17 protein-coding genes are annotated in these 20,621 nt (G+C 57.7%); 13 read left to right on the forward strand and 4 right to left on the reverse strand.

Translation table 11 applies throughout. The features are described from left to right. Positions 1-258 precede the first annotated feature (258 nt). Positions 259-3,303, reverse strand: a complete 3,045-nt coding sequence (locus SFLMC1_RS09825; RefSeq protein ID WP_152074105.1) for an insulinase family protein — start codon at positions 3,301-3,303, stop codon at positions 259-261. Between the two features lie 426 nt (positions 3,304-3,729). On the opposite strand from SFLMC1_RS09825, the gene SFLMC1_RS09830 reads away from it, so the two are divergent. The 9 genes from SFLMC1_RS09830 (at position 3,730) to SFLMC1_RS09870 (ending at position 12,423) form a co-directional block, all read left to right on the forward strand. Continuing rightward, positions 3,730-4,434, forward strand: coding sequence for a GntR family transcriptional regulator (locus SFLMC1_RS09830; protein ID WP_152074104.1), 705 nt, complete (start codon positions 3,730-3,732; stop codon positions 4,432-4,434). Positions 4,435-4,566: 132 nt separating this feature from the next. Beyond that, the gene (locus SFLMC1_RS09835; protein ID WP_152074103.1) at positions 4,567-4,986 is read left to right on the forward strand and encodes a PTS sugar transporter subunit IIA; all 420 of its coding nucleotides are present in this window, start codon (positions 4,567-4,569) and stop codon (positions 4,984-4,986) included. A gap of 71 nt (positions 4,987-5,057) precedes the next feature. Next, a complete protein-coding gene (locus tag SFLMC1_RS09840) occupies positions 5,058-5,531 on the forward strand; it encodes a PTS sugar transporter subunit IIB (RefSeq protein WP_152074102.1) in 474 nt (157 codons plus the stop codon). Positions 5,532-5,725: 194 nt separating this feature from the next. Further along, positions 5,726-6,760 carry an SIS domain-containing protein gene (locus tag SFLMC1_RS09845; RefSeq protein WP_117640663.1) on the forward strand — a complete coding sequence of 345 codons (1,035 nt, stop codon included), beginning with the start codon at positions 5,726-5,728 and terminating at the stop codon, positions 6,758-6,760. 81 nt (positions 6,761-6,841) lie between these two features. Beyond that, positions 6,842-7,615, forward strand: coding sequence for a PTS mannose/fructose/sorbose/N-acetylgalactosamine transporter subunit IIC (locus SFLMC1_RS09850; RefSeq protein ID WP_152074101.1), 774 nt, complete (start codon positions 6,842-6,844; stop codon positions 7,613-7,615). After that, positions 7,615-8,463, forward strand: a complete 849-nt coding sequence (locus SFLMC1_RS09855; protein WP_152074100.1) for a PTS system mannose/fructose/sorbose family transporter subunit IID — start codon at positions 7,615-7,617, stop codon at positions 8,461-8,463. Before SFLMC1_RS09850 ends, SFLMC1_RS09855 begins: the two co-directional genes overlap by 1 nt. A 429-nt stretch (positions 8,464-8,892) precedes the next feature. After that, positions 8,893-10,368 carry an ATP-binding protein gene (locus SFLMC1_RS09860; protein WP_152074099.1) on the forward strand — a complete coding sequence of 492 codons (1,476 nt, stop codon included), beginning with the start codon at positions 8,893-8,895 and terminating at the stop codon, positions 10,366-10,368. Positions 10,369-10,600: 232 nt separating this feature from the next. Beyond that, positions 10,601-11,266, forward strand: coding sequence for a PilZ domain-containing protein (locus SFLMC1_RS09865; RefSeq protein WP_187323945.1), 666 nt, complete (start codon positions 10,601-10,603; stop codon positions 11,264-11,266). A 5-nt stretch (positions 11,267-11,271) separates the two neighbouring features. Next, positions 11,272-12,423, forward strand: a complete 1,152-nt coding sequence (locus SFLMC1_RS09870; protein WP_152074097.1) for a hypothetical protein — start codon at positions 11,272-11,274, stop codon at positions 12,421-12,423. 56 nt (positions 12,424-12,479) lie between these two features. On the opposite strand, the gene SFLMC1_RS09875 is transcribed toward SFLMC1_RS09870, so the two are convergent. Beyond that, positions 12,480-12,989, reverse strand: a complete 510-nt coding sequence (locus tag SFLMC1_RS09875) for a hypothetical protein (RefSeq protein ID WP_152074096.1) — start codon at positions 12,987-12,989, stop codon at positions 12,480-12,482. A gap of 397 nt (positions 12,990-13,386) precedes the next feature. Between SFLMC1_RS09875 and SFLMC1_RS09880 the strand changes: the two genes are divergently transcribed. Both SFLMC1_RS09880 and SFLMC1_RS09885 read left to right on the forward strand, forming a co-directional pair. Continuing rightward, positions 13,387-14,193 (forward strand): hypothetical protein, encoded by an 807-nt coding sequence (locus tag SFLMC1_RS09880; protein ID WP_152074095.1) that lies wholly within the window; start codon positions 13,387-13,389, stop codon positions 14,191-14,193. Between the two features lie 80 nt (positions 14,194-14,273). Then, complete coding sequence (locus SFLMC1_RS09885) at positions 14,274-15,206, forward strand: hypothetical protein (protein WP_152074094.1); 933 nt, start codon at positions 14,274-14,276, stop codon at positions 15,204-15,206. Positions 15,207-15,299: 93 nt separating this feature from the next. Here SFLMC1_RS09885 and dcm read toward each other — a convergent pair whose 3' ends face one another. Beyond that, positions 15,300-16,562, reverse strand: coding sequence for a DNA (cytosine-5-)-methyltransferase (gene dcm / locus SFLMC1_RS09890; RefSeq protein ID WP_226814255.1), 1,263 nt, complete (start codon positions 16,560-16,562; stop codon positions 15,300-15,302). A gap of 141 nt (positions 16,563-16,703) precedes the next feature. Here dcm and SFLMC1_RS09895 point away from each other — a divergent pair, with 141 nt between their 5' ends. Beyond that, positions 16,704-18,209 carry a Sau3AI family type II restriction endonuclease gene (locus SFLMC1_RS09895; RefSeq protein ID WP_187323946.1) on the forward strand — a complete coding sequence of 502 codons (1,506 nt, stop codon included), beginning with the start codon at positions 16,704-16,706 and terminating at the stop codon, positions 18,207-18,209. Positions 18,210-18,286: 77 nt separating this feature from the next. On the opposite strand, the gene SFLMC1_RS09900 is transcribed toward SFLMC1_RS09895, so the two are convergent. Then, a complete protein-coding gene (locus SFLMC1_RS09900) occupies positions 18,287-18,985 on the reverse strand; it encodes a DUF5710 domain-containing protein (RefSeq protein WP_154063937.1) in 699 nt (232 codons plus the stop codon). Positions 18,986-19,392: 407 nt separating this feature from the next. Between SFLMC1_RS09900 and SFLMC1_RS09905 the strand changes: the two genes are divergently transcribed. Next, a complete protein-coding gene (locus SFLMC1_RS09905) occupies positions 19,393-20,406 on the forward strand; it encodes a hypothetical protein (protein WP_152074090.1) in 1,014 nt (337 codons plus the stop codon). Positions 20,407-20,621 lie beyond the last annotated feature (215 nt).

A 20,621-nucleotide genomic window follows, 5' to 3' on the forward strand; every position in this document is an offset into this window, starting at 1 on the left:
ACAGGTTTATTTTGGCAGGTTTTATCTGGGTAAACAGCAAAAACCACCACGAAGTGGACACAGGCACCTTTGCGGCGGTCTGTGCTGTGATGGGTGTCTGCGGCGGTCTGTCTCGATTTGTAACATCTGGAGCCGATATTGCCGCCTAGATGTTACAGATTTAGACAAACTGGTGGGACGGGCTGAGCTGCCCGCCCAAGCAGCGGCAAAAAGAAAAGGTAGATTTTCGGGCATGTCCCAAAAATCTACCTTGGTGCCTTAGCCCAGCAGGTCGATGACGGTAAAGCCGGCGTTGCTCTTGGCGATGACGTCGCGTCCGCCAAAGACGCAGGTGGGCGAGACGGCTGCGATGCGCGTCACATCGGCGCCGAGCGAGCGCAGCTCACCGGGTGTGGCCGCGAGCATCTGGGCGCGGCGCTCCTCGCGTGCATGCGGATCGAGCCCGGCCAGGTAGGTCGTGTTGCGGCGCTTGGTGAGCGCGTACGGCTTCACCGGTGCGTCCATGCCGCTCACGCAGCTCACGATAAAGCCCTCAAAGGCGGCCTCGTCGGGCTCAAAGCTGCCGAGCCATTCGCCTGCGCGCGCCACGCGCTCAATCGAAGGATCGATTGCCGGGTCACGGTAGGTGTAGAACGCCGTCTGACGCTCGCCGGCCGCGCGGAATCCGCAACCGTACGCACCGCCCTTCACGCGGATCTCGTTCCACAGGTAGTCGTAGGAGAGCGCGTTGGCGGCAACCGCCCAGGCGCCCGTCACGTCGAGCCCCAAGCGACGCGGGTCGCACGCGCTTGCCGCAAAGCAGATGTCGCTGGGGATGACGAACGCCTCGTGGCGGTCGCACGGCGCCGGCACCACGAGCGCGTTGCGGCCGGCATTGGCGCCGTCACCGGCGCCAAGCCCCAGGTCGCCCGCGGCATCCCAGTACGCGTCAAAGTCCTCGTCGCTGCCGGTAAAGCTCGCCATGCAGCCATCGGCCACAAAGATGCGGTCTGCCAGCGCGGCAAGCTTGGCGCGCAGGTCGTCCAGTCGCTCGTCAAAGTGCTCGAGCAGATCGCGCAGGAACAGGTAGAAGTCCACGCCCGAGAGCTGCTCGCGCACCACGGCCGAAGGCGAGCTGTAGCTCATCGCGCGACCGAGCGCCGCCGAGTGTCCGTTGTTGATAAAGCCCTGCTCAAGCCCAATGCGAATCTGCGTGAGCACGTCGCGCACGCGGTCGGCGTCAGCATCGAGCAACAGCGTGCTCGACCACACCTCGCGCGGCAGGCTCGCCAGCGCGTCGATCTTTTCGGACAGGGCGCCGGCGCTCACCAGCAGGTAGGGGCGTACGCCGTCCACGTCGGGCTGCGTCATGACCTCGGTCGTAAAGCTCAAAAAGCCCAGCTTGCCGGCGAGCAGGTTGTCGAGTTCCTCGGCCGAATGCTCACGCGTGGGCAGCTGCTTAAGCAGGCGGCAGAGCAGCGTCACATAGGGCAGGTCCTCAAATGCGACGCAACTCAGGTCGAAGTACTGCATGGCGTAGGCCAGGCGGTTGGTGGGAATGTCGTGGCGCAGACAGGGGATGGGCGCAGTCGTGTCCACGACCAGCGGCGGCTCGGGGCGCGCCTCGCCAATGTCGGACACGCGCAGGCGCGGCAGCGTGGCCTTGGCCTCGGGCGTGTCTTCGGCCTCCTGCGCGGCACGCAGCGCGGCCGTACGCTCGACCACATCGGCCAGCTCGGCATCGGTCATGGCGTCGCGCTTGGCAGCCAGCTCGGCAGCTTCGGCGCCCTCCGCACCCTCGGCAGCGTCTACCGGAACCAGCTCGACGAGCGCCATGTGGTCGTTTTGCAGTACCAGTTCGCGCAGCAGGTCCTCAAAGTAGCTGCCGTCCAGCTCGCCACGCAGCTCCTCGTACACCGGGCCGTACTTGAGCGCCAGCGTCGCGGCGTCGTCATCGTAAAGCCAGGTGCTCAACGCGTCGCACGCAATGGCCACGCCGTCGGCGATGCCATAGTCGCGCTGGCGCAGGTCGTACTCGTTGCTGCTGATGATAGCTTCCAGGCGCTCGCGCGGAATGCCGTGCTCGCACAGGTCGTGGCAGGCGTCCTGGAACACGCGGCGCAGCTCGCGCGCCACGCCGGGCTGCGCGTTTTGCAGCATGATGAGCTCGTAGGGCTGCAGGCACTCGGCCGCGGTGTAGCTCACCACGTTGCCGCCCAGGCCCGCCGCCAGAATGGCCTTTTTAACCGGGGCCTCGTTGGAGCCCAGCAACGCCTCGAACAGGATATCCGCCGCGATCGTGCGCTTGCGGTCGAGCGCGCTGCCCAGCACAAGGCCCAGGCCCACCAGGGCGTTCTCGGGCGTGGTGGCCATCTCGACGCGCTTATACTCGCAGGCCACAGGCTCCTGCACGTCCAGCGGGTTGGGCGCCAGCGTGGACGGGTCCTCGCCGGCGGCAACGGCAGCGTCCATGCGGCGGCTCGCGGCACTCGGCTGCGACAGATAACGCTCGTCCAAAAACGCCAGTGCGCGGTCCACATCTAGGTCACCGTAGAGCGTAATGTAGGAGTTGGAAGGATTGTAGTGGCGCGCGTGCGTGTCCAGGAACTGCTCGTAGGTGAGCGCGGGAATCGCGCGCGGGTCACCGCCGCTCTCGTGCGCATAGGCGGTGTCGGGATAGAGTGCGGCGTTGACGGCGTCGTCCAGCACGCTCATGGGATCGGACAGCGCGCCCTTCATCTCGTTGAACACCACGCCGTTATAGCGCAGCGTGCCCTCGCGCAGGCTCGCGGGGCTGCCGTCGCCCTCGCCCTCGGGGCCCTGCGGCAGGTCCAGCTCGTAGTGCCAGCCCTCCTGCTCAAAAATGGTGGGCTTGGTATAGATAGCCGGGTTGAACACCGCGTCCAGGTACACGTCCATCAGGTTGTACAGGTCCTGCTCGTTGGTGGTGGCAACGGGGTAGATGGTCTTGTCGGGGTAGGTCATGGCGTTGAGGAACGTCTGCATGGAGCTCTTGATCAGGTCGACAAACGGCTCCTTGACGGGAAACTTGGCCGACCCGCACAGCACCGAGTGCTCAAGAATATGGAACACGCCGGTGGAATCGGCTGGCGGCGTCTTAAAGCCAATGGCAAAGGCCTTGTTCTCGTCATCGCATGCCAGGTACAGCAGGCGAGCGCCCGAGGCGGTGTGGTGCAGCACGTAGGCGTCCGAGTCGAGCTCGGGCACGGTTTCGCAGCGCTCGACGGCAAAACCGTGGCAGGTGGTACCGGGCACCAGAAGCGCGGCGGCAGCGGCGCGCGGGTCGGTTGAGGTGGTGAGCATATGCAGTCTCCTTTGACGCCCCAGCGGGGGCGAATCGAGTCGAATCCCCGAGAGTATACCCATATGGGGCCCTCGACCAATCTGCCGGATGAGCGTGGATTTTCGGACGGAATCTGCCGCAAAAGCCCAAAATCCGTCCAATAATCCACGCTCATGCGTCAACCACGTATCTCTCGCCTCACATTCATCTCTATGACGAGGGATAACTGAGGGACAGACAGAAGATAAAAATCAATCGGCTTATCGGATGCATTTATCGCCATCAGGTTGAGGCTGTATGCGGAGATGGATGGACTCTACACCGCTTACACAAAATAACCCCTGCCTGTCGAAACATATAGAAAATGGCATGGAGTGTTAAAAGTTATAATACAATATAAGTCATATATCTATAAATTGTTGATTCCTTGCAAAGGTATGGTTGATATGGTTGAAGCAAATAGCGTTATCCCCCTGTACAAACAGATTGTTCGTGCGCTTTCTGATTCGATCGCCAACGGCACGTACCGCCCGGGAGATAAGCTCCCGACCGAGACGGAGCTTATCGAGCAATTTGGCGTGAGCCGAATAACGGTTCGCTCCGCAATTAAAGAAATGGAAGATGCTGGGCTTGTTGAGAGGGCCCGCGGCAAGGGCACGTTCGTTTCGTCGGACACACAGATGTATGCCGCGGACGACCGTGAGAGCTTTACCCATTCGTGCCAGCTTGCGGGAAAACAGGCGTCTACCAGGGTTCTCGAAATGGGCTGGGACTTCCCAAACCTGCGAGACGCGAAGTTCCTGGGCGTAGACGATACTCAAAAGGTATTGCGTAGTCGTCGTCTGCGCCTTGTGGATGGCAAGCCCACGATGCTGGAAACCAATAGCTATTCCGCTGCGCTTTCTTTTTTGGAGCATGAATCCCTCGAGGATTCGCTGATGGCGGTACTCGATCGCCAGGGGATCAAGATGGGTCCAAACACGCGTACGCTCGAGGTCTGCTATGCGAGCGAGCTTGAGGCGGCATACCTTAACGTGGAGCTGGACTCTTCGCTGCTTCTGTTTGTCGATAGACGTTATGCTCCAAGCGGCGAGCCGCTTTTCATCTCCCGTCAGGTGTACTGCACCGAGCGACTGAAGTTCTATTTGTAAATTAGAGATAGATTGGTTTACCGACCAATTGTTACCGTTCGCGGATTTGGAAAATTGACACACCGCGTAGGTGGAGATTGCTAATATACTTTGTTATGACAATATAGTACGTCTTATTGATATTGGAGAACTATGAATAAGATATTGCTAGCGAGTCATGGTTATCTCGCCCAAGGTATGAAAAGCTCTCTGGAGATTCTGATGGGTACCGACGACCGAATCGAGTGCCTGTGCGCCTATGTCGATGACGACTCAAGGGATGTCGCGGCGTTGATTGATGCATGGGTGGAGGCGAAGGATCCTGCCGACTCTTGGTTTGTCGTGACTGACATCTTTGGCGGCTCTGTAAGCAACGAATTCATACAGAGGCAGACTGCCGAATCGTTTACGTTGATCGCCGGAATGAACTTGCCGCTGCTGGTGGAAATGGTTACACAGCTGGACTCCCTGGATGCGGACAAGGCCAAAGCCGCGGTCGAGGGATCGCGTTCGTTTATTCAGCTTTGCGAGGCGGCGGACATGCTTGCCGGCGCCGAGGAAGAAGATTTCTAGTTAGTTCTGGTTCGAGCCCTAGCTAGGGGTCGAACCTGTCAGTCCCTTTATCACGTGCGGAGATGATAACGATGATTAAGCTTACGAGAGTTGATTACCGACTGATTCACGGCCAAGTTGCCATGTCCTGGACTCATGCTTTGGATGTAGATTGCATCCTGCTTGCCAGCGATGCGGTGGCAAAAGATGACATGAGGAAGGCGGCCTTGAGGCTCGCCCGCCCCAACGGCGTGAAGCTCGTCATCAAGGATGTTGACGCTGCTATCGAGGCGCTCAACAGCGGCGTTACCGACAAGTATTCGCTGTTTATCATCGCTGAGACGATTGAAGATGTCTATCGTCTCGCTAAGGGCTGCAAAGACATCAAAGAGATCAATCTGGGTGGAACCCGAAAGACTCCTGAGACCACGCTTCATCCGACCCCTGCAATCTTCGCGACCGAGAAAGATGCCGAGCATATCCAAGAGCTTCTGGGCGATGACGTGGCCATCGAAATCCGTCAGGTTCCCAATGACGCTAAGGTGTTTGCCAAGGACGTTTTTTAGCCGAAAACATGCTGGTGTTCGGTATTTATTGAACTGACACTCTATGCCTATGCCCGTCGATCATTTGATCGGCGGGCTTTTTATTAAAGAAAAATCGAAAAAATCTGAAATAGTTCTTGCATAGTTGGTTATATAAAGTATTATAACGTCATGGGATGAATGAAGGGTTCATCCAAGTGAGTTAGGAGTAAGGGATGTTCAATTTCGATGAGCCTCGTTACGAGAAGGTTGTGAGCGATGCCCTCGCTCTCCGTCCTCAGATTGAGGCTGCCGTGGACGAGGTCTGCGAGCAGGGTTATTCCAACATCTTCTTCATCGGCTGCGGCGGCACCTGGGCCCACACGCTCCCGATGAAGTATTGGGTCGAGACCACCACGGCCGACGTCGACGTCCACTGCGAGATCGCCGCCGAGTTCCTCGCGTGCCCGCCCAAGACCTTCAACAAGGATTCGGTCTGTGTCTTCTCCACCCGTACCGGCACCACCCCCGAGATCATCGAGGCTGCCAAGTTCTGCCAGGAGCAGGGCGCCCGCACGCTGATGTATGTCTCCAACGACAATACCCCGGCCACCGAGTACGCCGATTACAAGTTCTTCAGCTTCGCCGAGGACGACGTCCTGTGCGAGGCCATCTACACCTACCAGATCACGCTGGTCGCCCGCTTCCTCAAGAACGCCGGCGCCTTCCCCAAGTACGACACCTTCATGGAGGAGTTCGGCAACATCGCTCCGTACCTCATCAAGGCCAAGGACGCCCAGGACGAGCGCTGCGCCGCCATGGCCGAGGACTTCAAGGACACCGACTACCACATGGTGATCGGATCCGGCATGCTCTGGGGCGAGGCCTACGACTACGCCATGTGCATCCTCGAGGAGATGCAGTGGATCAAGACCAAGTCTATCCACGCCGCCGAGTTCTTCCACGGCACCATCGAGCTGTGCGAGGAGGGCACGAGCCTCATTATGCTCTACGGCGAGGACGACACCCGTAAGCTCATGGACCGCGTGGACAACTTTACCCACATGCTCGCCGACGAGAAGGGCGTCAACGTCCGCGTGAACAAGTTTGACACCGCCGAGGTCGAGCTGCCGTTCAGCGACCCCGAGTTCCGCAAGATCGTCTCCCCGATGGTCACCTACACCATCACCGAGCGTCTGAGCTGCCATCTCGAGCACGTCCGTAACCACCCGCTCACCACGCGTCGTTACTATCACCAGATGAACTACTAATCCTCACAAATTGCTGCGGTTGTCTGCAGGCGAGCTGCGCAGAACGCCTCGCCTGCAGACCTATTTCTGGGGTTGATCGAAATGGTTGTCCAGTATCTTCTAGTTGCACTGGTCGCATTTATTGCGTCCATGGACGAGCAATTATTTGGCATTACGATGCTTGGTCGTCCGCTGTTTACGAGCCTGTTTGTCGGCTTGATCCTTGGCGATGTCCAGCAGGGCGTTATCGTCGGCGCTGCTTTGGAGTCCATGTTCATGGGCGCCATCATGGTCGGCGCGGCGGTTCCTCCCGAGGTCTATGCCTCCGGTGTGCTTGGCTGCGCGTTTGCCGTCATTACGGGTACGGGCACGGCAACTGCCGTCGCGCTTGCCCTTCCCGTCTCCGTCTTCCTTCAGGTGTGGCGCAACTTCTGCTACGCCGTTCCGGGTGCCTTTGCCTGCAAGAAGATTGAGACCGCTCTGGCAAATCGCGATCTTGCCAAGGCGAATCTGTACCATCTGACCATCGTGCCGCTGTCGATTGGCATTCCGTCTGCACTGCTGGTGTTTGGCTCGCTGTTCTTTGGTGCCGACCTCATCAACAATGCACTCAACGCGATTCCGCAGTTTGTGATGGACGGCCTCAACGTTGCGTCCGGCGTCATGGTCTGCATCGGCTTCGCTCTTCTTATTAGGACCATGGGCGATAATAAGCTTCTTCCCTGGCTGTTCCTGGGATTCATTATGGTCATCTACCTCAAGATGGACGTTATCGGCGTCGCCGCAGCTGCCATTTGCGTCGCGCTGCTCCTGGCCTTCCGCGAGGGCTCGTCCGGTCCGCAGGCGGTTGCTGCAGATAAAGAGGAGGACTTCTAATGGCTACCCAGAACACCGACCTCAAAGAGGCCAAGAAGGACGCGATTATGAGCCCCGATATGTATCGGAGCATGTTCCTTCGCCAGTTTACGAGCCAGTGCTCGCAGTCGTACGACAAGATGATGGCAATGGGCTTCATGTACACCATTCAGAAGCCCCTGCGAAAGATCTATCCTAACGACAACGATTACTATGCGGCGCTCGATCGCCATACCGAGTTCTTTAACATCACGCCTCATGTGCTTCCGTTTGTAGCCGGCCTAACGGTTTCGATGGAAGAGCAGGCGGCTGCCGATGAGAACTTCGACACGTCCTCGATTAACGCCATGAAGGTTGGTCTCATGGGGCCGCTTTCCGGCATCGGCGATTCGTTCTACTGGGGTACGTTCCGCGTGGTTGCCGCCGGCATTGGTATTGGCATCGCTTCGACGGGCAACCCGCTCGGCCCCATCGTGTACGCGCTCATCTACTCCGTGATTAACTTTGCAACGCGTATCGTCGCCGCCCATCTGGGTTACGACTTGGGAACCAAGTTTTTGCAGCAGTCTGAAGCGAACAACCTTATGTCTCGCATGACGCATGCTGCCGGTGTCCTCGGAATGACCGTCATTGGCGCGATGATTGCGGCACAGGTCTCACTGTCCACTGCTTTGACCTTTGACGTGGGTGGTTCGGAAATTGTCCTGCAGGATCTGTTCGATTCGATCTTCCCCGGTCTGCTGCCCTTGCTGGCGACGTTCGCTTGCGTTGCCCTGTACAAAAAGGGCGTCAGGACCATTTGGATCATCTTGGGCATCTTCGCAATCTGTATCATCGGAACGGGCTTGGGAGTGTTTGCGGCGGCGTAATGTTGACTGCTATGCTCGCGCGTTGGATAACTAACTGACCGTTTGAAAACGGGGCTCGGCGTAAGGCCGGCCCCGTTTTTTGTTTGAGGGATTTTCCGACCGTCCAAAAATCCAGGCTCATGCATCACTCACGCATCTCTCGTCTCTCACTCATCTCTAAGCTGAGAGATAAATGAGAGACGAGAGATAATTACGAGAGATAGCCCAGCAGCAAAGAGACAAGCAACCATGGTATTGTCTCAATATCGATTGTTCCACCAGCAAAAACATGATTTAATGAAGCAGGTAGAGATATCTTATCTCTCATCTTTCACTCGTATCTAATACGAGAGATAACAGAAAGATGAGAGATAATTACGAGAGATAACTGAGAGACGAGGGAAATCCGTCTGCAGCATTCTCCGCAGGACCGAGCGAAGGGACGTGCAGATGAACGAAAACGAGCTGGCCGGTTTGCTCGAGTCTTTAAAACGCATGGGTTCGGATGACTTTAGCGTCGAAGTAAAGGAGAGCGCCACGACGCTTTCCCGCGACGTATGGGAAACGGTCAGCGCTTTCGCAAACACCGCCGGCGGCATTATCGTACTCGGAGTGAGCGAGCGCGCGGGTTTTGTCCCAGTTGCAAACTTTGAGACCGAGAAAGTGCTCAACCAATTCGTGGCGGGCATGGGCGATGCCGGCGGTCGTGAAAAGCTGGCCAATCCGCCCAAATATACCATTGAGCGCGTGGAGCTTCGAGGTACCGTTGTTCTCGTCATCACAATCGAGGAGCTCGACCCGTCGAGCAAGCCTTGCTATGTAATAGAACGGGGTGCCCAGGGCGGCAGCTACAAGCGCATCGATGACAAAGACGTGCCGCTTTCGTCGACCGAGGTTTTGGCGCTGTCGTCATACGAACGGACGAGTCCTAGCGATCGCGATACGGTGCCCGGCACGAGTGTGGGCGATCTCGACGAGTCGCTGGTCGACCGCACGATAGAGCGTGCCTATTCGTTGACGCCTCGAGCGATGCACGGTGCGACGGACAGGAAGACAAAGATGGAGCGTCTGAATTTCCTCGACCCCCAGGGCAATGTTACCAAGGCCGGCCTCCTTGCCGCGGGCGTTTACCCTCAGCAGTTTTACCCCAAGCTCTTCATTGATGTAGCTGTCCATGCGGGAACTCGAAAGGGCGCTGCGGGACCGCTAAGGTTTATGGACCGCACAGTCTGTGAGGGAGCGTTGGGCGAGATGATTTCGGATGCTGTCGCGGCTGTCGCCAAAAACCTGCGTCGCACCTCGACCGTTCAAGGCGTCTCGCGTATCGACTCGCTGGAGATCCCCGAGGAGGTCCTGCGCGAGGCAATCGCGAACGCCGTAATCCACCGAGAATACGGAGATCGGTTCTGTGGGCAGTCGATCGCTGTTGACGTCTTTGATGACCGTATCGAGGTGACGAACCCCGGTGGTCTTTATGGCGGAAAAACTCGCGAGAACTTGTTTGATGGCAGCTCGCGGTGCCGCAACGCGACGCTCGTGAAGCTCATGTCGCTTGTCCCGTTGCCCGATGGCGCGGGCTCGCCTGCCGAGGGTAACGGTTCGGGTATTCCGATGATGGTCGATGCCATGCGTGCGCACGGTCTGGCCGAGCCCCTGTTTTGCCCTGGTTTTGACCGGTTTAAGGTTGTCCTCTATCGCTCCAAGGTTGAGCAGGTCGATCATGGTGGGGACCTGATCATGGCGGCCCTCAAGCGCTATGACGAGTTGGGAACGCGCGAGCTGGCAGAGCGCACGGGGCTTACCGTCTCTCAAGTTAGGACGCGCGTTAATGCGCTTATTGCTCAGGGTGAGATTGAGCCTACGGCAGCGGCGACGAGCCGCAATCGCAAGTATCGACTAACGGAGCGTGCAGGGCAGATGCGCTAGCGAGTGTCGATGGCGGCGACTGTGGCTACTGCACGAGCGTGGATTGTCCGACCGTCCAATAATCCGGGCTCATGTGGTGCCCGCTGCGCCCGCTCCAGCGCACGTTCACCCGCCCACCGCATCCGCGCCATTTCACGCACTGCACGTCGAAACCTGCAGCAAAGCAGGTACAATAGCCCAATGCGCATCGCGCACGACGATGATATCGGCGCCCGCGACTAGGGGAGAATACATGGCAGAGCAACAGATAACGTCGGGGACTAAGCTTCAGGTGGCATTCGACGTGCCCATGGGCCAAAAAACCGACTTCAACATGCTCGCCACGTACAAAGAGGACCTGGACGAGGCGTACTTTCTTATGAGCGCGCCCATGCTCGCCGGCAAGCCGCTGCTCATGGACGAAAACCAAAAGCTGCTGCTGCAGTACAAAGTAGGCGAGGAGACGTTCGTGCTCGCCGGCTATCCCGAGGCAGTCGAGAAAAAGGGCATCCGCACCTACTGGAAAATGCGCAAAGTCGCCGAGCAGCGCACCTTGGTCAAGCGCCGCGACGAGCGTTTTAAGGTCGCCATGCGCCTGACCTATCAGCGCGACAACGCGCCGACCCCTGAGCCCGAGGACGCCATGACCATCGACGTCTCGGCCGGCGGTTTGGCTATCTACCTCAACGATTATCCTGACGTGGGCGAGGCCCTGGCCGTGCAAATGCCCACGATCCGCCTGCAGGGCGAGCGTCACGAGCTGCCCGAGCAGCTGGGCATCGTGTGCTGGGTGCGCCGCGCGCCCAAGGGCAGCCTGTACCGCAACGTTTGCGGCCTGCAGTTCCGCTACGCCGACGACATGGAGCGCGAGCTCGTCAAAGAATACGTCGGCTACATCCGCGCTAAATATAAGCTCTGATCGCCATGGCACTGTTCAAGCGTAACAACAATAAAGAGCAAGCTGCCGAGGATTTGGCCGAAAATTTGGTCGAGGGTCAGGCCGAGAGCGTGTCGCAGGACGCGCCCGGCGCCAATGCCGAGGATGCGCCCGGCGAGGATTCCGCACCCGAGCAGGTCCCCACCTCCCGCAAGCGCTTCGGCAAACCCAAGCCCAAGCCCAAACGCAAGCGCGACCTGCGCGGCGTGGTGCGCATCGAGGAGCTGGAGCAGGCGCTGGCCGACCAGGAACTCGATGACATCGACCCCGACGCGGTCGTGTCCATGTACATGCCCAAGCGCCGTATGGAGCGTATCGGCGCGGCGCTGCTGCGCATGGACAAGCTGCAAAAGGCCCTCGTGGTGCTGGCGCTTGCCTTTGGCGTGCTGTTTGCCTTGTCGTTTATGCAGGAAAACATGGGCAACTTCACCATCAACCTCAACCGCCTGGAGCTGTTCCGCCGCGGCGTGGCCATTGCCGACAACGGCGACTTTAATAACGCCACCGCGCGCCTGGCCGCCGACGCCGTGGACAACGGCACCAATATCGCTGCCGACGACCTGCCCGACAACCTGGACGACATCGACGGTAGCCACAACGGCAAAAACTACGTGGCGTATACCTTCTATATCCGCAACGCCGGCAAGACCGATCTGGGCTACAGTGCCAAACTCAAGGTGGTCAGCGCCAGCAAGGGCGTGGAGAAGGCAGCGCGCGTGAGGGTGTATCGCAATGGCGAGCCCACCACCTACGCGGCGACCGCGGCCGACGGCAACCCCGAGCCCAATACCGAGCCGTTTGCGTCCAAGGACGTGGTGACGACCATTAGCCACAAGAACTTTCGCGTGGGCGATGTGGACAAGTACACCGTGGTCATTTGGCTGGACGGCGACGACCCGGAGTGCGTGGACAAGATCATCGGCGGCGCAGTGGAGTTTGGCTTCGATTTTGATTCGTCCGAGACCGATGACACGAGCCTGTTCATTAAGTTCGTGGAGGATATTGCCGACACCCTGACCGGCAACGACCCCATTAGCGCGAGCGGTAACGAGGCGCCCGATTACTACAAGGAGCACAACGTGACATGGAGTAACCGCCGCAACCAAAAGAACTCGCCTGCAGGCGATGGGGACAAGTAGAACGAAGAGGCGCCGGGCCGGAATCAATTTTCCGACCCGGCGCTTTTGGTGACGGCTTATGCCGAGGTTTTGCCGTCGGAGGCGGTGGCGGCTGAGGCGTCGTCCAGCAAGAACAGCCGCAGCGCGAGTTTGATCGCGTAACCTGGTTTGACCTGCGCCGCGTCTCCCATGCGTTCGTCCAGGTCGCCGCAGTAGGCATAAAGGCCGCGGATCAGATCCGCGCCCGAGAGGGTGAACATGTAGCCCGCGTCCGAAAGCGCGTTGGGCGCTGCGGGCAGCCCCGCGGCGTGACAAAAGCTCGCAAGGCCGGGGCTCATGACGGCATCGTAGTCAATCGCGCGTCCATTGTCCTGAGCGGCCTGCTCCTGCTTGCGGACGAACGACAGCGCCGTGGCCAGCACAAAGCTGGGTGTAGGCGCGTTGACGTCGTCGGTGGTGGCGACGAGCTTGCCGGCCGCCTGCGTGACCAGCCAGGCGACTTCGCGCTGGCAGCGAACGGCTTTGCGCGTCACCGGTTTGATCGATCCGGCGGAAACGCTTCCCTTGGGTTGATTGACGGCAGGCATGGACCCTCCCAACAAATAGCCCGTTTAGCAGGCAAAAAAATGACACGTTCTACACCAGTATAGCGAGGGGAAGGACTAGGGCGAAGCATGGCGGGGGGCGTATGCATGCGTTGGCGTGGCGCTGCGGTCGCAAGGCTTAAGAGGGACTTATGGCTGCGCTGGAGAGTGATCAAATAAGGTAAACGATGTTCACATAGCACCACATATAACCCGAGGTAAACCTATGAATCCGTCGGAATGTAGGTTGCCAAAAACTTATAAGGAAATCGTAAGAATTATGGTATTCTCGATTCCATATCTAAAGGATGGGCAAGCAACATCCAACACGAAAGCGCGGGCTCCCCTTCCGGGCTTCTCGAGGGTCATCTGGGATGAATGGGGAAAGAAAGGGGTCCGCATGGATACCAAGGCATTAAAGAAGCAGATGGGCGCCGCCATCGCCATGGTCCTCGTGGCGGCCGTAGCGTTGGGCTCTGCGACGTTTGCATGGTTTGTGACGAACAATAGCGTCAAGGCAACGACGAGCAGCATCAGCGCCCAGTCGAACGCTGCTTACATGACGATTGCGAAAGGTACCACTGGCGCAAAAGACGCTAACGAAAGTGCCGTCGAGACGGATGTGAAAGACAAGGCCCTTTTCCCTGCAACTTTTGGCGAGCAGGCGGATCAGGGCTCCGTTGCGCATGTTGGTGAGTTCTGGACGGGAAATGGTACGACGACCACCAATGGTGCCCTAAAAGACGCTCTGAGAAAGATCGGCGCAAATGGCACCCCCACTGAGGCCGTGGACGAGGGCTACGCCTTTCACGTTCCCTTCAATGTGAGCACTAAGGGTCAGAAGATGAAAGACCTGAAGGTTGCTGGCATTGCCAACGGGAAGTATGATGCCACGGATGAGGCCAATAATGGCTCTGCCCTGGCTAAGGCTTTGCGTGTTTTGGTTGTTGACGGCACCGATGCTAGAAAATGGGTTGTGTACGGCCAAGAGGCTGATTCCACTAAGTACGTAGTTAAGCTTAGTTCCGAGGACGGTAACGCGGTTCCGAATTTTGGCGAGGTTTTGCCTGGCACGGATCACGTTGTAAACGTTTATCTTTATTATGAGGGTTCGGACGTGGCCGTCTACACCAATAATCTTGCGAATCTGACCAAGACCAATAAGGTCACCGTTGAGTTCGCTGCTACTCCCAACGGAAACAACTAACCAAGCGGGATGGCATATCTGCTGACTTTGGGGCGGGGTCTTTCGGCTCCGCCCTTTTTTGAAAAGAAGGTAGGTGAAAGATGAATAAATGCGAAATGAAAAAACAACTCAGGATTGCAGCCATTTCGGTTGTAATGGCTGCTGTTGCACTCGGATCGGCTACGTATGCGTGGTTTGTCACCAACTCTACGGTCAAAGCAACTACAGGTAGTATTAGCGCTCAGACAAACGGAATGGTTCTCCAGATTGTCTCCGGAGATACGCCCAATCATGAGGACAACCGCGAAGCGCTGACGACGGCATCTACTGTTGGAAATCAAATCAGCCCCTCTTCAACGGATAACGCGAAGTCATGGTTTGTGCCCGCCACCTGGAGCAATACGATGGTCAGCTCTTATAAAGAAGCCAATACCAATGAAAAGGGTCTCTACAGTCAAGGTGGCAACTCGTATTACGCATTTGCGGTGGGAAACTACACCGTCTATACGGTTAAGGAAACCGGACGTGCCGATGTCTATTTGAATCCTGACAACCCCTTAGTTGTTACGCCTTCAGCGGGGGCTTCGGAAAACTGGTTCAATAAGATTAAGGGATCCTTGAGGGTCGGCGTTGTTGTCGACGATGACCTTAAGTTTGTCTATGCTCCGACGCAGCCATCTTCTACCGAAACTGGCAACGATGTTAATGCCACCATGGGCTGGAGCTGCGTTGCTTCGGCGGGGAATACAACCCAAGAACCAGGTTACATGCACTTGTATGCCGACAATCTTGTTGATCAGCAGAATGGGAACTGGGCAGCCGCAAAAAACGGTGCTCTGTACGATAAGCCGGCTGGGCAAAACGGTAAGGCTATCGCCACGAATGTTGGCTATAGCGGCACTCGTATAAAGGTCATCATCTGGATGGAGGGCACGGATTCAGATTGTGTTAACGTGTCCGATTTGGATGATGCTCAGAAAGCAAATCCGACTTTTAATGTCACGCTTAATTTGGTTGGCGTTGCGACTGAGTAGTCGGTCAATAATTGATGTAATAGCGTAAGTAAAAACGAGGGCCAGTTCAGAATCGAACTGGCCCTCGTCTTGTTTATGTCAATATTGGTTCGGCTATAGCCCGTACACTTCAACCATGGCTTCACCAATACGGTGAGGAACACCAGTGACGAGCGCGTTGCCCATGCAGAAGGCTCGATGCCCATCGGTCATGCCGGTATCGGTCCAGCCTTTCGGGAATCCCTGAAGCTGATCGAGTTCGTCGGGGACAAGACGACGAAAACGGCCGTCGGGGCACTCAATGACATGCTTAAAGCGACTGGCACCTGTGCCTCCTTCGCCGGTGAGGATGGTGCGGCTCGGTTTATCGGTAGCATCCGGGAAGCTCATGGCTCCCTCGGAGTACGTGTACGTAAAGCCCGTCTTTTTGTTGGTGCGCTCCTCGCGCTTGCTGCCCTTAAGGTAGCGCCAGTCGGGGAGCTTTTCGTCAGAGATGTAGAACTGCTCCGGAACATTCGCCTCGTCGACAAGCACATCGCCAAGCACGCGGCGCTCGCCGTGATAGTCCTCAGCAAAGTCGCAGGTCAGAACGTGGCAGCCCTGCATGACGCCGGCGTTCTTGAACTGCGAGGTCTTTTGACCAACGCCAAAGCGAGTCGAGTTCTCATAAGGGTCGGGCAGGACGTCGAGCTCTGCCATTTCGTCAGGATAGAGAGCGGGGAAGGCCTTCGCCATAACGCCGTTGTGCATGCGATCAACAAGGTTCACCTCGCCGGCGTTTTTCTCGCAGAAGATGTAAACGCGTTTGCGTCGCTGGGGGAAACCGTATTCTGCTGAGTTGACCACGCGCCATTCGACGGTGTAATCGAGGTCGGCAAGGCAGCTCAAGATAATGGCGAAATCGCGACCGCGCTGAGATGCGGGCGACTTGAGCAGGCGATCAACATTCTCAAAGAGCCCGAAGCGCGGCTTCTTCATCTCGAGGAAGTGATAGATGTCCCACCAGAGAACACCCTTCTTGCCCTCAATGCCATGTGCCTGATTGAGCGGACGTGCGACAGAGTAATCCTGGCAAGGGAAGCCGCCAACGACCATCTGCACATCAGGGATTTCAATCTCGCCTGCCTCAGCCTGCTCAAGCACTTTATTGATGTCTTCGTTGACAACAGAGTCCTCGCCAAAGCGATCCATATAGCAACGGGCTGCGAACTGACGCGCCTTGGTTCCGGGCGGTTCCCACTGGTTGGCCCAAATGGTATGGAAGGGGCCGGCGGGCTTCATGTAAAACTCGGGATGACGCGGGTCGGCATAGCCTTCAAGACCCAGACGAAATCCGCCGACGCCCGCAAAAAGCTCGGCAATGTTAATCTCAGACACGTTTCTCCAATCGCTGCTGTGTCCGTTTATGGTGCTCACAACAATAACCGATCGAACGGACAAGATCAAGACCTCAATTTTATGGAGGAAATTGCTGCCCTGAACTACCATGGGGCTAACTGTGAATTTCGGAGGTACACCATGTCCAAGAAGCACCTCGACTTCAAGCGTATGCTTGACGATACCGATTTTTCTGACCCCTCTAGCATCGAGCGGTATGCTGCCAATCTCGACGGGATGACGTTTCGCGACATTCTGGAGCTTGGTATTGCGCCGGAGGGGGAGAGTGCGCCCAAGGACTTTGGGTCCAAGAAGTACAAGGGCGGTATGGGAACTCTGATCGAGGAGCGTTACTTTGGCTACAAGGCCAACAGCGACGACCGGCCGGACTTTCCCGAGGCGGGCGTCGAGCTCAAGGCAACGTGTTTTGACGTACTCAAAGACGGTCGAAAATCTGCCGGCGAGCGCCTCGTTCTGACGATGATTCCTTACGACCGTCCCGTTTCGCTCGACTACGACAGCTCGCATCTCAAGACCAAGCTCAGCAATATCCTGCTGATTTACTACGGCCGTGACCGCTCAATCGACAAATACGACCAGCGCATTGAGCGTGCAGTCATGGTTCGTCTGCCCGAAGAGGATATGAAGATCATTCGCGCTGACTACGAGAAGATCATTTCGTACATTCAGGATGGTCGCGCGGATGAGCTTTCGGAGGGCATGACCACCTACTTGGGCGCCTGCACAAAGGGCGCAACCGAAGCGACGATGTGGGTTGACCAGTACTACGAGTACTTCAATACCGATACGGGCGAAATCGAGCGCCGTCGCGCAAAGCGTCGTGCCTTCTCACTCAAGCGCTCGTACATGGACTATGTGCTTCACGCCTATGTTCTCGGCGCCCCGCGTATCGGCGAGAGCATCGTTCAAGGCGACGACGAGTCCATTGATTTCGAAAGCTACGTTACTGCGCTTATCGAGCGCCACTATGGCGAGACCGATCGTCAGATTGCGGAGCAGTACGGCCTGGAGTATACGGGCAACAAAGCGCAATGGACAACGCTCGTTTATCGCATGCTCGGCATTAAAAGCAATGCCGCTGAGGAGTTCGTTAAGGCTGGGATTAACGTCCGCGCTTGTCGCGTTAATAAGAGGGGACACATCGAGCAAGCAATGTCCTTCCCTCCGTTTGAGTTTAAGCAGCTAATCAACGAGGATTGGGAAACGTCTTCCTTCCGTGCGCGCCTTGAGACCAACCGTTTCTTCTTTGTCGTGTTCCGCGAGGACCACGAGGGGGAGTGGCGTCTTGACCGCTGCCTATTCTGGGCAATGCCGGCAAACGAAATCGAAGGCCCCGCAAAGGCTTGCTGGGATGAGACGCGAAAGGTCATTCGCGAGGGCGTTGAGCTCAATCCGTATCGGGATGCAAGCGGAAAGCTCAAGGTGACCAACAATCTGCCCGGTATGGCGGATAACCCGATTGTCCACGTTCGCCCACATACGTCGAAAGCTGCGTACAGATTCGCCGACGGAACCGAAATCGGCGATATTACGAGGAACGCCTACGAGCTGCCCGACGGACGCTGGATGACCAAGCAATCGTTCTGGTTCAACAAAGGCTATCTGGAGCACATCCTGGGGCTATAGGTCCTCGAACCCGCAACTCAGCTACCTGCGCATACTCGATTTTCGAGGAAATCCGGACTCGATTTTCGAGTTTTGCCCTACAGGTAAATCCCCTCGCACAAGGTCTTGTGAAACTGGGTGTGGTGATCGTGTGCCCAGGTGAAGAGCGCCTGGTCAAAGTTGTCCTGAGCGTCGGGGATGCCGTAGACGCCGGCGACTTCCACGCGCACGAACTCCAGCGCGGGCAGCTTGTTGATGGCCGTGAGTGCAAACGGCGACGTGGGCTCCTCGAACAGGTAATGGCTGCCTTGCAGCACGCCGCAGCCGGTGCAGGTGCTGGCGAGCGATACGGTCTTGGTGGTGCGCGACGTTGTGGGCTTGTAGCCGCAGCGCTCGCGCAGGTAGTCGCGGATCTCGGCCGGCACGCAGCCCAGCGCGGGGACGATGGCCACGGCGTTGGCGCGGGCGGTGTCGATCGCGATATGGCCCGCGTCGTCCCTGGTGGGCGCAGCACTGGGTGCAGCCTTGCTGCCCGAGTCCTCGGCCGCCCAATACGGAATGCCAAAGGCCGCGACCGCCGTCTGTTTGTGGCACTTCCAACACTCGCGCTTGCCCAGCACCAGGTAGATGTAGGGCGCGCTGGGGTCGGAGCGATCCACGCCGGGCATCCACGCGGCAAAGGGCTCGGGGTTGACGCCATCGGGCACGTACCAGATCTTCTTGACCCGGTCCCATTTGGCGCCCAGGGCCTTGGCCTCGTCTTTATGCGAAAAGGGAACATCGAGCTCGGTGCGCATGGCGGCTCCTTTGTGCGGCTTTCGGTGCATGTGCTCTAAGGATACCCCAGCGGCGGGTACGTGGTCGCTAAACGAGCGCTTCTACCGCCCGAGAAGTCGCGGAGCATTTTGGCGAGGGCGCGCCGTCAAGCAAATGGGCAAGCAAATGGTCAGCTTTTGGTCAGTTGGGCGGCAACCTTGCCAAAAGCTTGACGGATTTGTATTTAGACGTCGACGAATGAACACTTTGGTTGCGCCGCGGCAAAAAACTGCTGGTCGTTTGCCGAAAACTCGCCAGGGTCGCGAGCCGCCGCCGACGCGCGTGCTATCTTCGCGCCATGAGGTACTTTATCGTTTCACATAACGCCGCGCTGACGCTCTTGGCGCACATCCCGAACCCGCGCTTTGGGGATTCGGAACCAGAGGTCGTGTCGATCGCGGGCGCCTGCGCGCTCTCGGATCAAGAAGCGCAGGAGGTTATCGATCGCTATGACTTGGGGATCGAAACGCTGGATTTGCTGGTGCCGTCGCGCGCCGACCGTCGGCGGAGCAAGCATGTTAAAACGCATCTGTGTACCAACGAGCTCCCGGCAGGTTCGTTTATCTCGCTGGGTCACTGGATGGGCGACCTGGATGCGTATGTGTGCTCTCCCGAGCTGGCGTTTTTGCAGGCCGCGCACGATGACGATGCGGCGGAGGCCATTTATGCCGGCTATGCCATGGCATCGGATTACCGGCTGGATAACCTTGCTCCCGGCGGGGTGACCAGCAGGGATGCGGGCATGCGCGATGGAAAGCTCACGACCAAGGAGCTCATTGCGGCGTACCTTGATCGGGCGTCAAAGGTGAGAGGTGCCGCCAAGGCGAAGGCGTTGCTTCCGTACGTGGAAGAGGGCTCACGGTCTCCAAGGGAGTCGGGGCTTTGCATGTTTATGTCGCTGCCTGCGCATTACGGCGGGCTTGCGCTGGGCAAGGCCGAGCTGAACAAGAAGTACTTTATTCGCGACGGTTACAACGATGGGCGCAACCGCAAACTGCGCGTGTTGGAGCGCACGCCCGACATAACGCTTACGGCGAAAGCAGAGGTGGGCCTGGATAAAGTAAGGGCTGGCTTGCTGCCCGAGGTGCTTACCGCGCTGGTCGATTACGACAGCGACGCCATCCATGATGGAAGCGATAAAATCCACAAGGATGCCGAGCGCCGCAACGAGCTGCAGATGCTCAATGGGGTCGCGTACTTTACGGTGACGACTGACCAGGCGAGCGACTACGAAAAGCTCGTTCGCCTGTGCGAGCGAATCCGACGGAAGCTGCATCGGAATAAGCGACCCATTTTTAACAAGCCCATGACGGAGGAGCAGCGACATTTTGCCCTCGCGCGCGCCGAAACGAAGCGGTTAAAGCTTTGGCAAGCGGTTATCGAGATGCGTCGACATTGGTAGGGGCGGTTGCTGGGGGTGGGGCCAGGGGCCTTATTTTCAGGTCTAATATCTTTCCGCGAAGTGAACGAGTCAAAATGGACCCCCGAAGCATCGACACTTTTGGCGGCTCATTTCCTGCGGTTTTGACATTGGAATCCTGCGGTTTTGGCTTCAAAAAGTGTGCATGCTTCGGGGGTCCAAATAAGCTCGTTCACTTCGCGGAAAGATATTAGACC

Source organism: Collinsella aerofaciens, assembly GCF_901212495.1.
Classification (GTDB): Bacteria; Actinomycetota; Coriobacteriia; order Coriobacteriales; family Coriobacteriaceae; genus Collinsella; species Collinsella aerofaciens_H.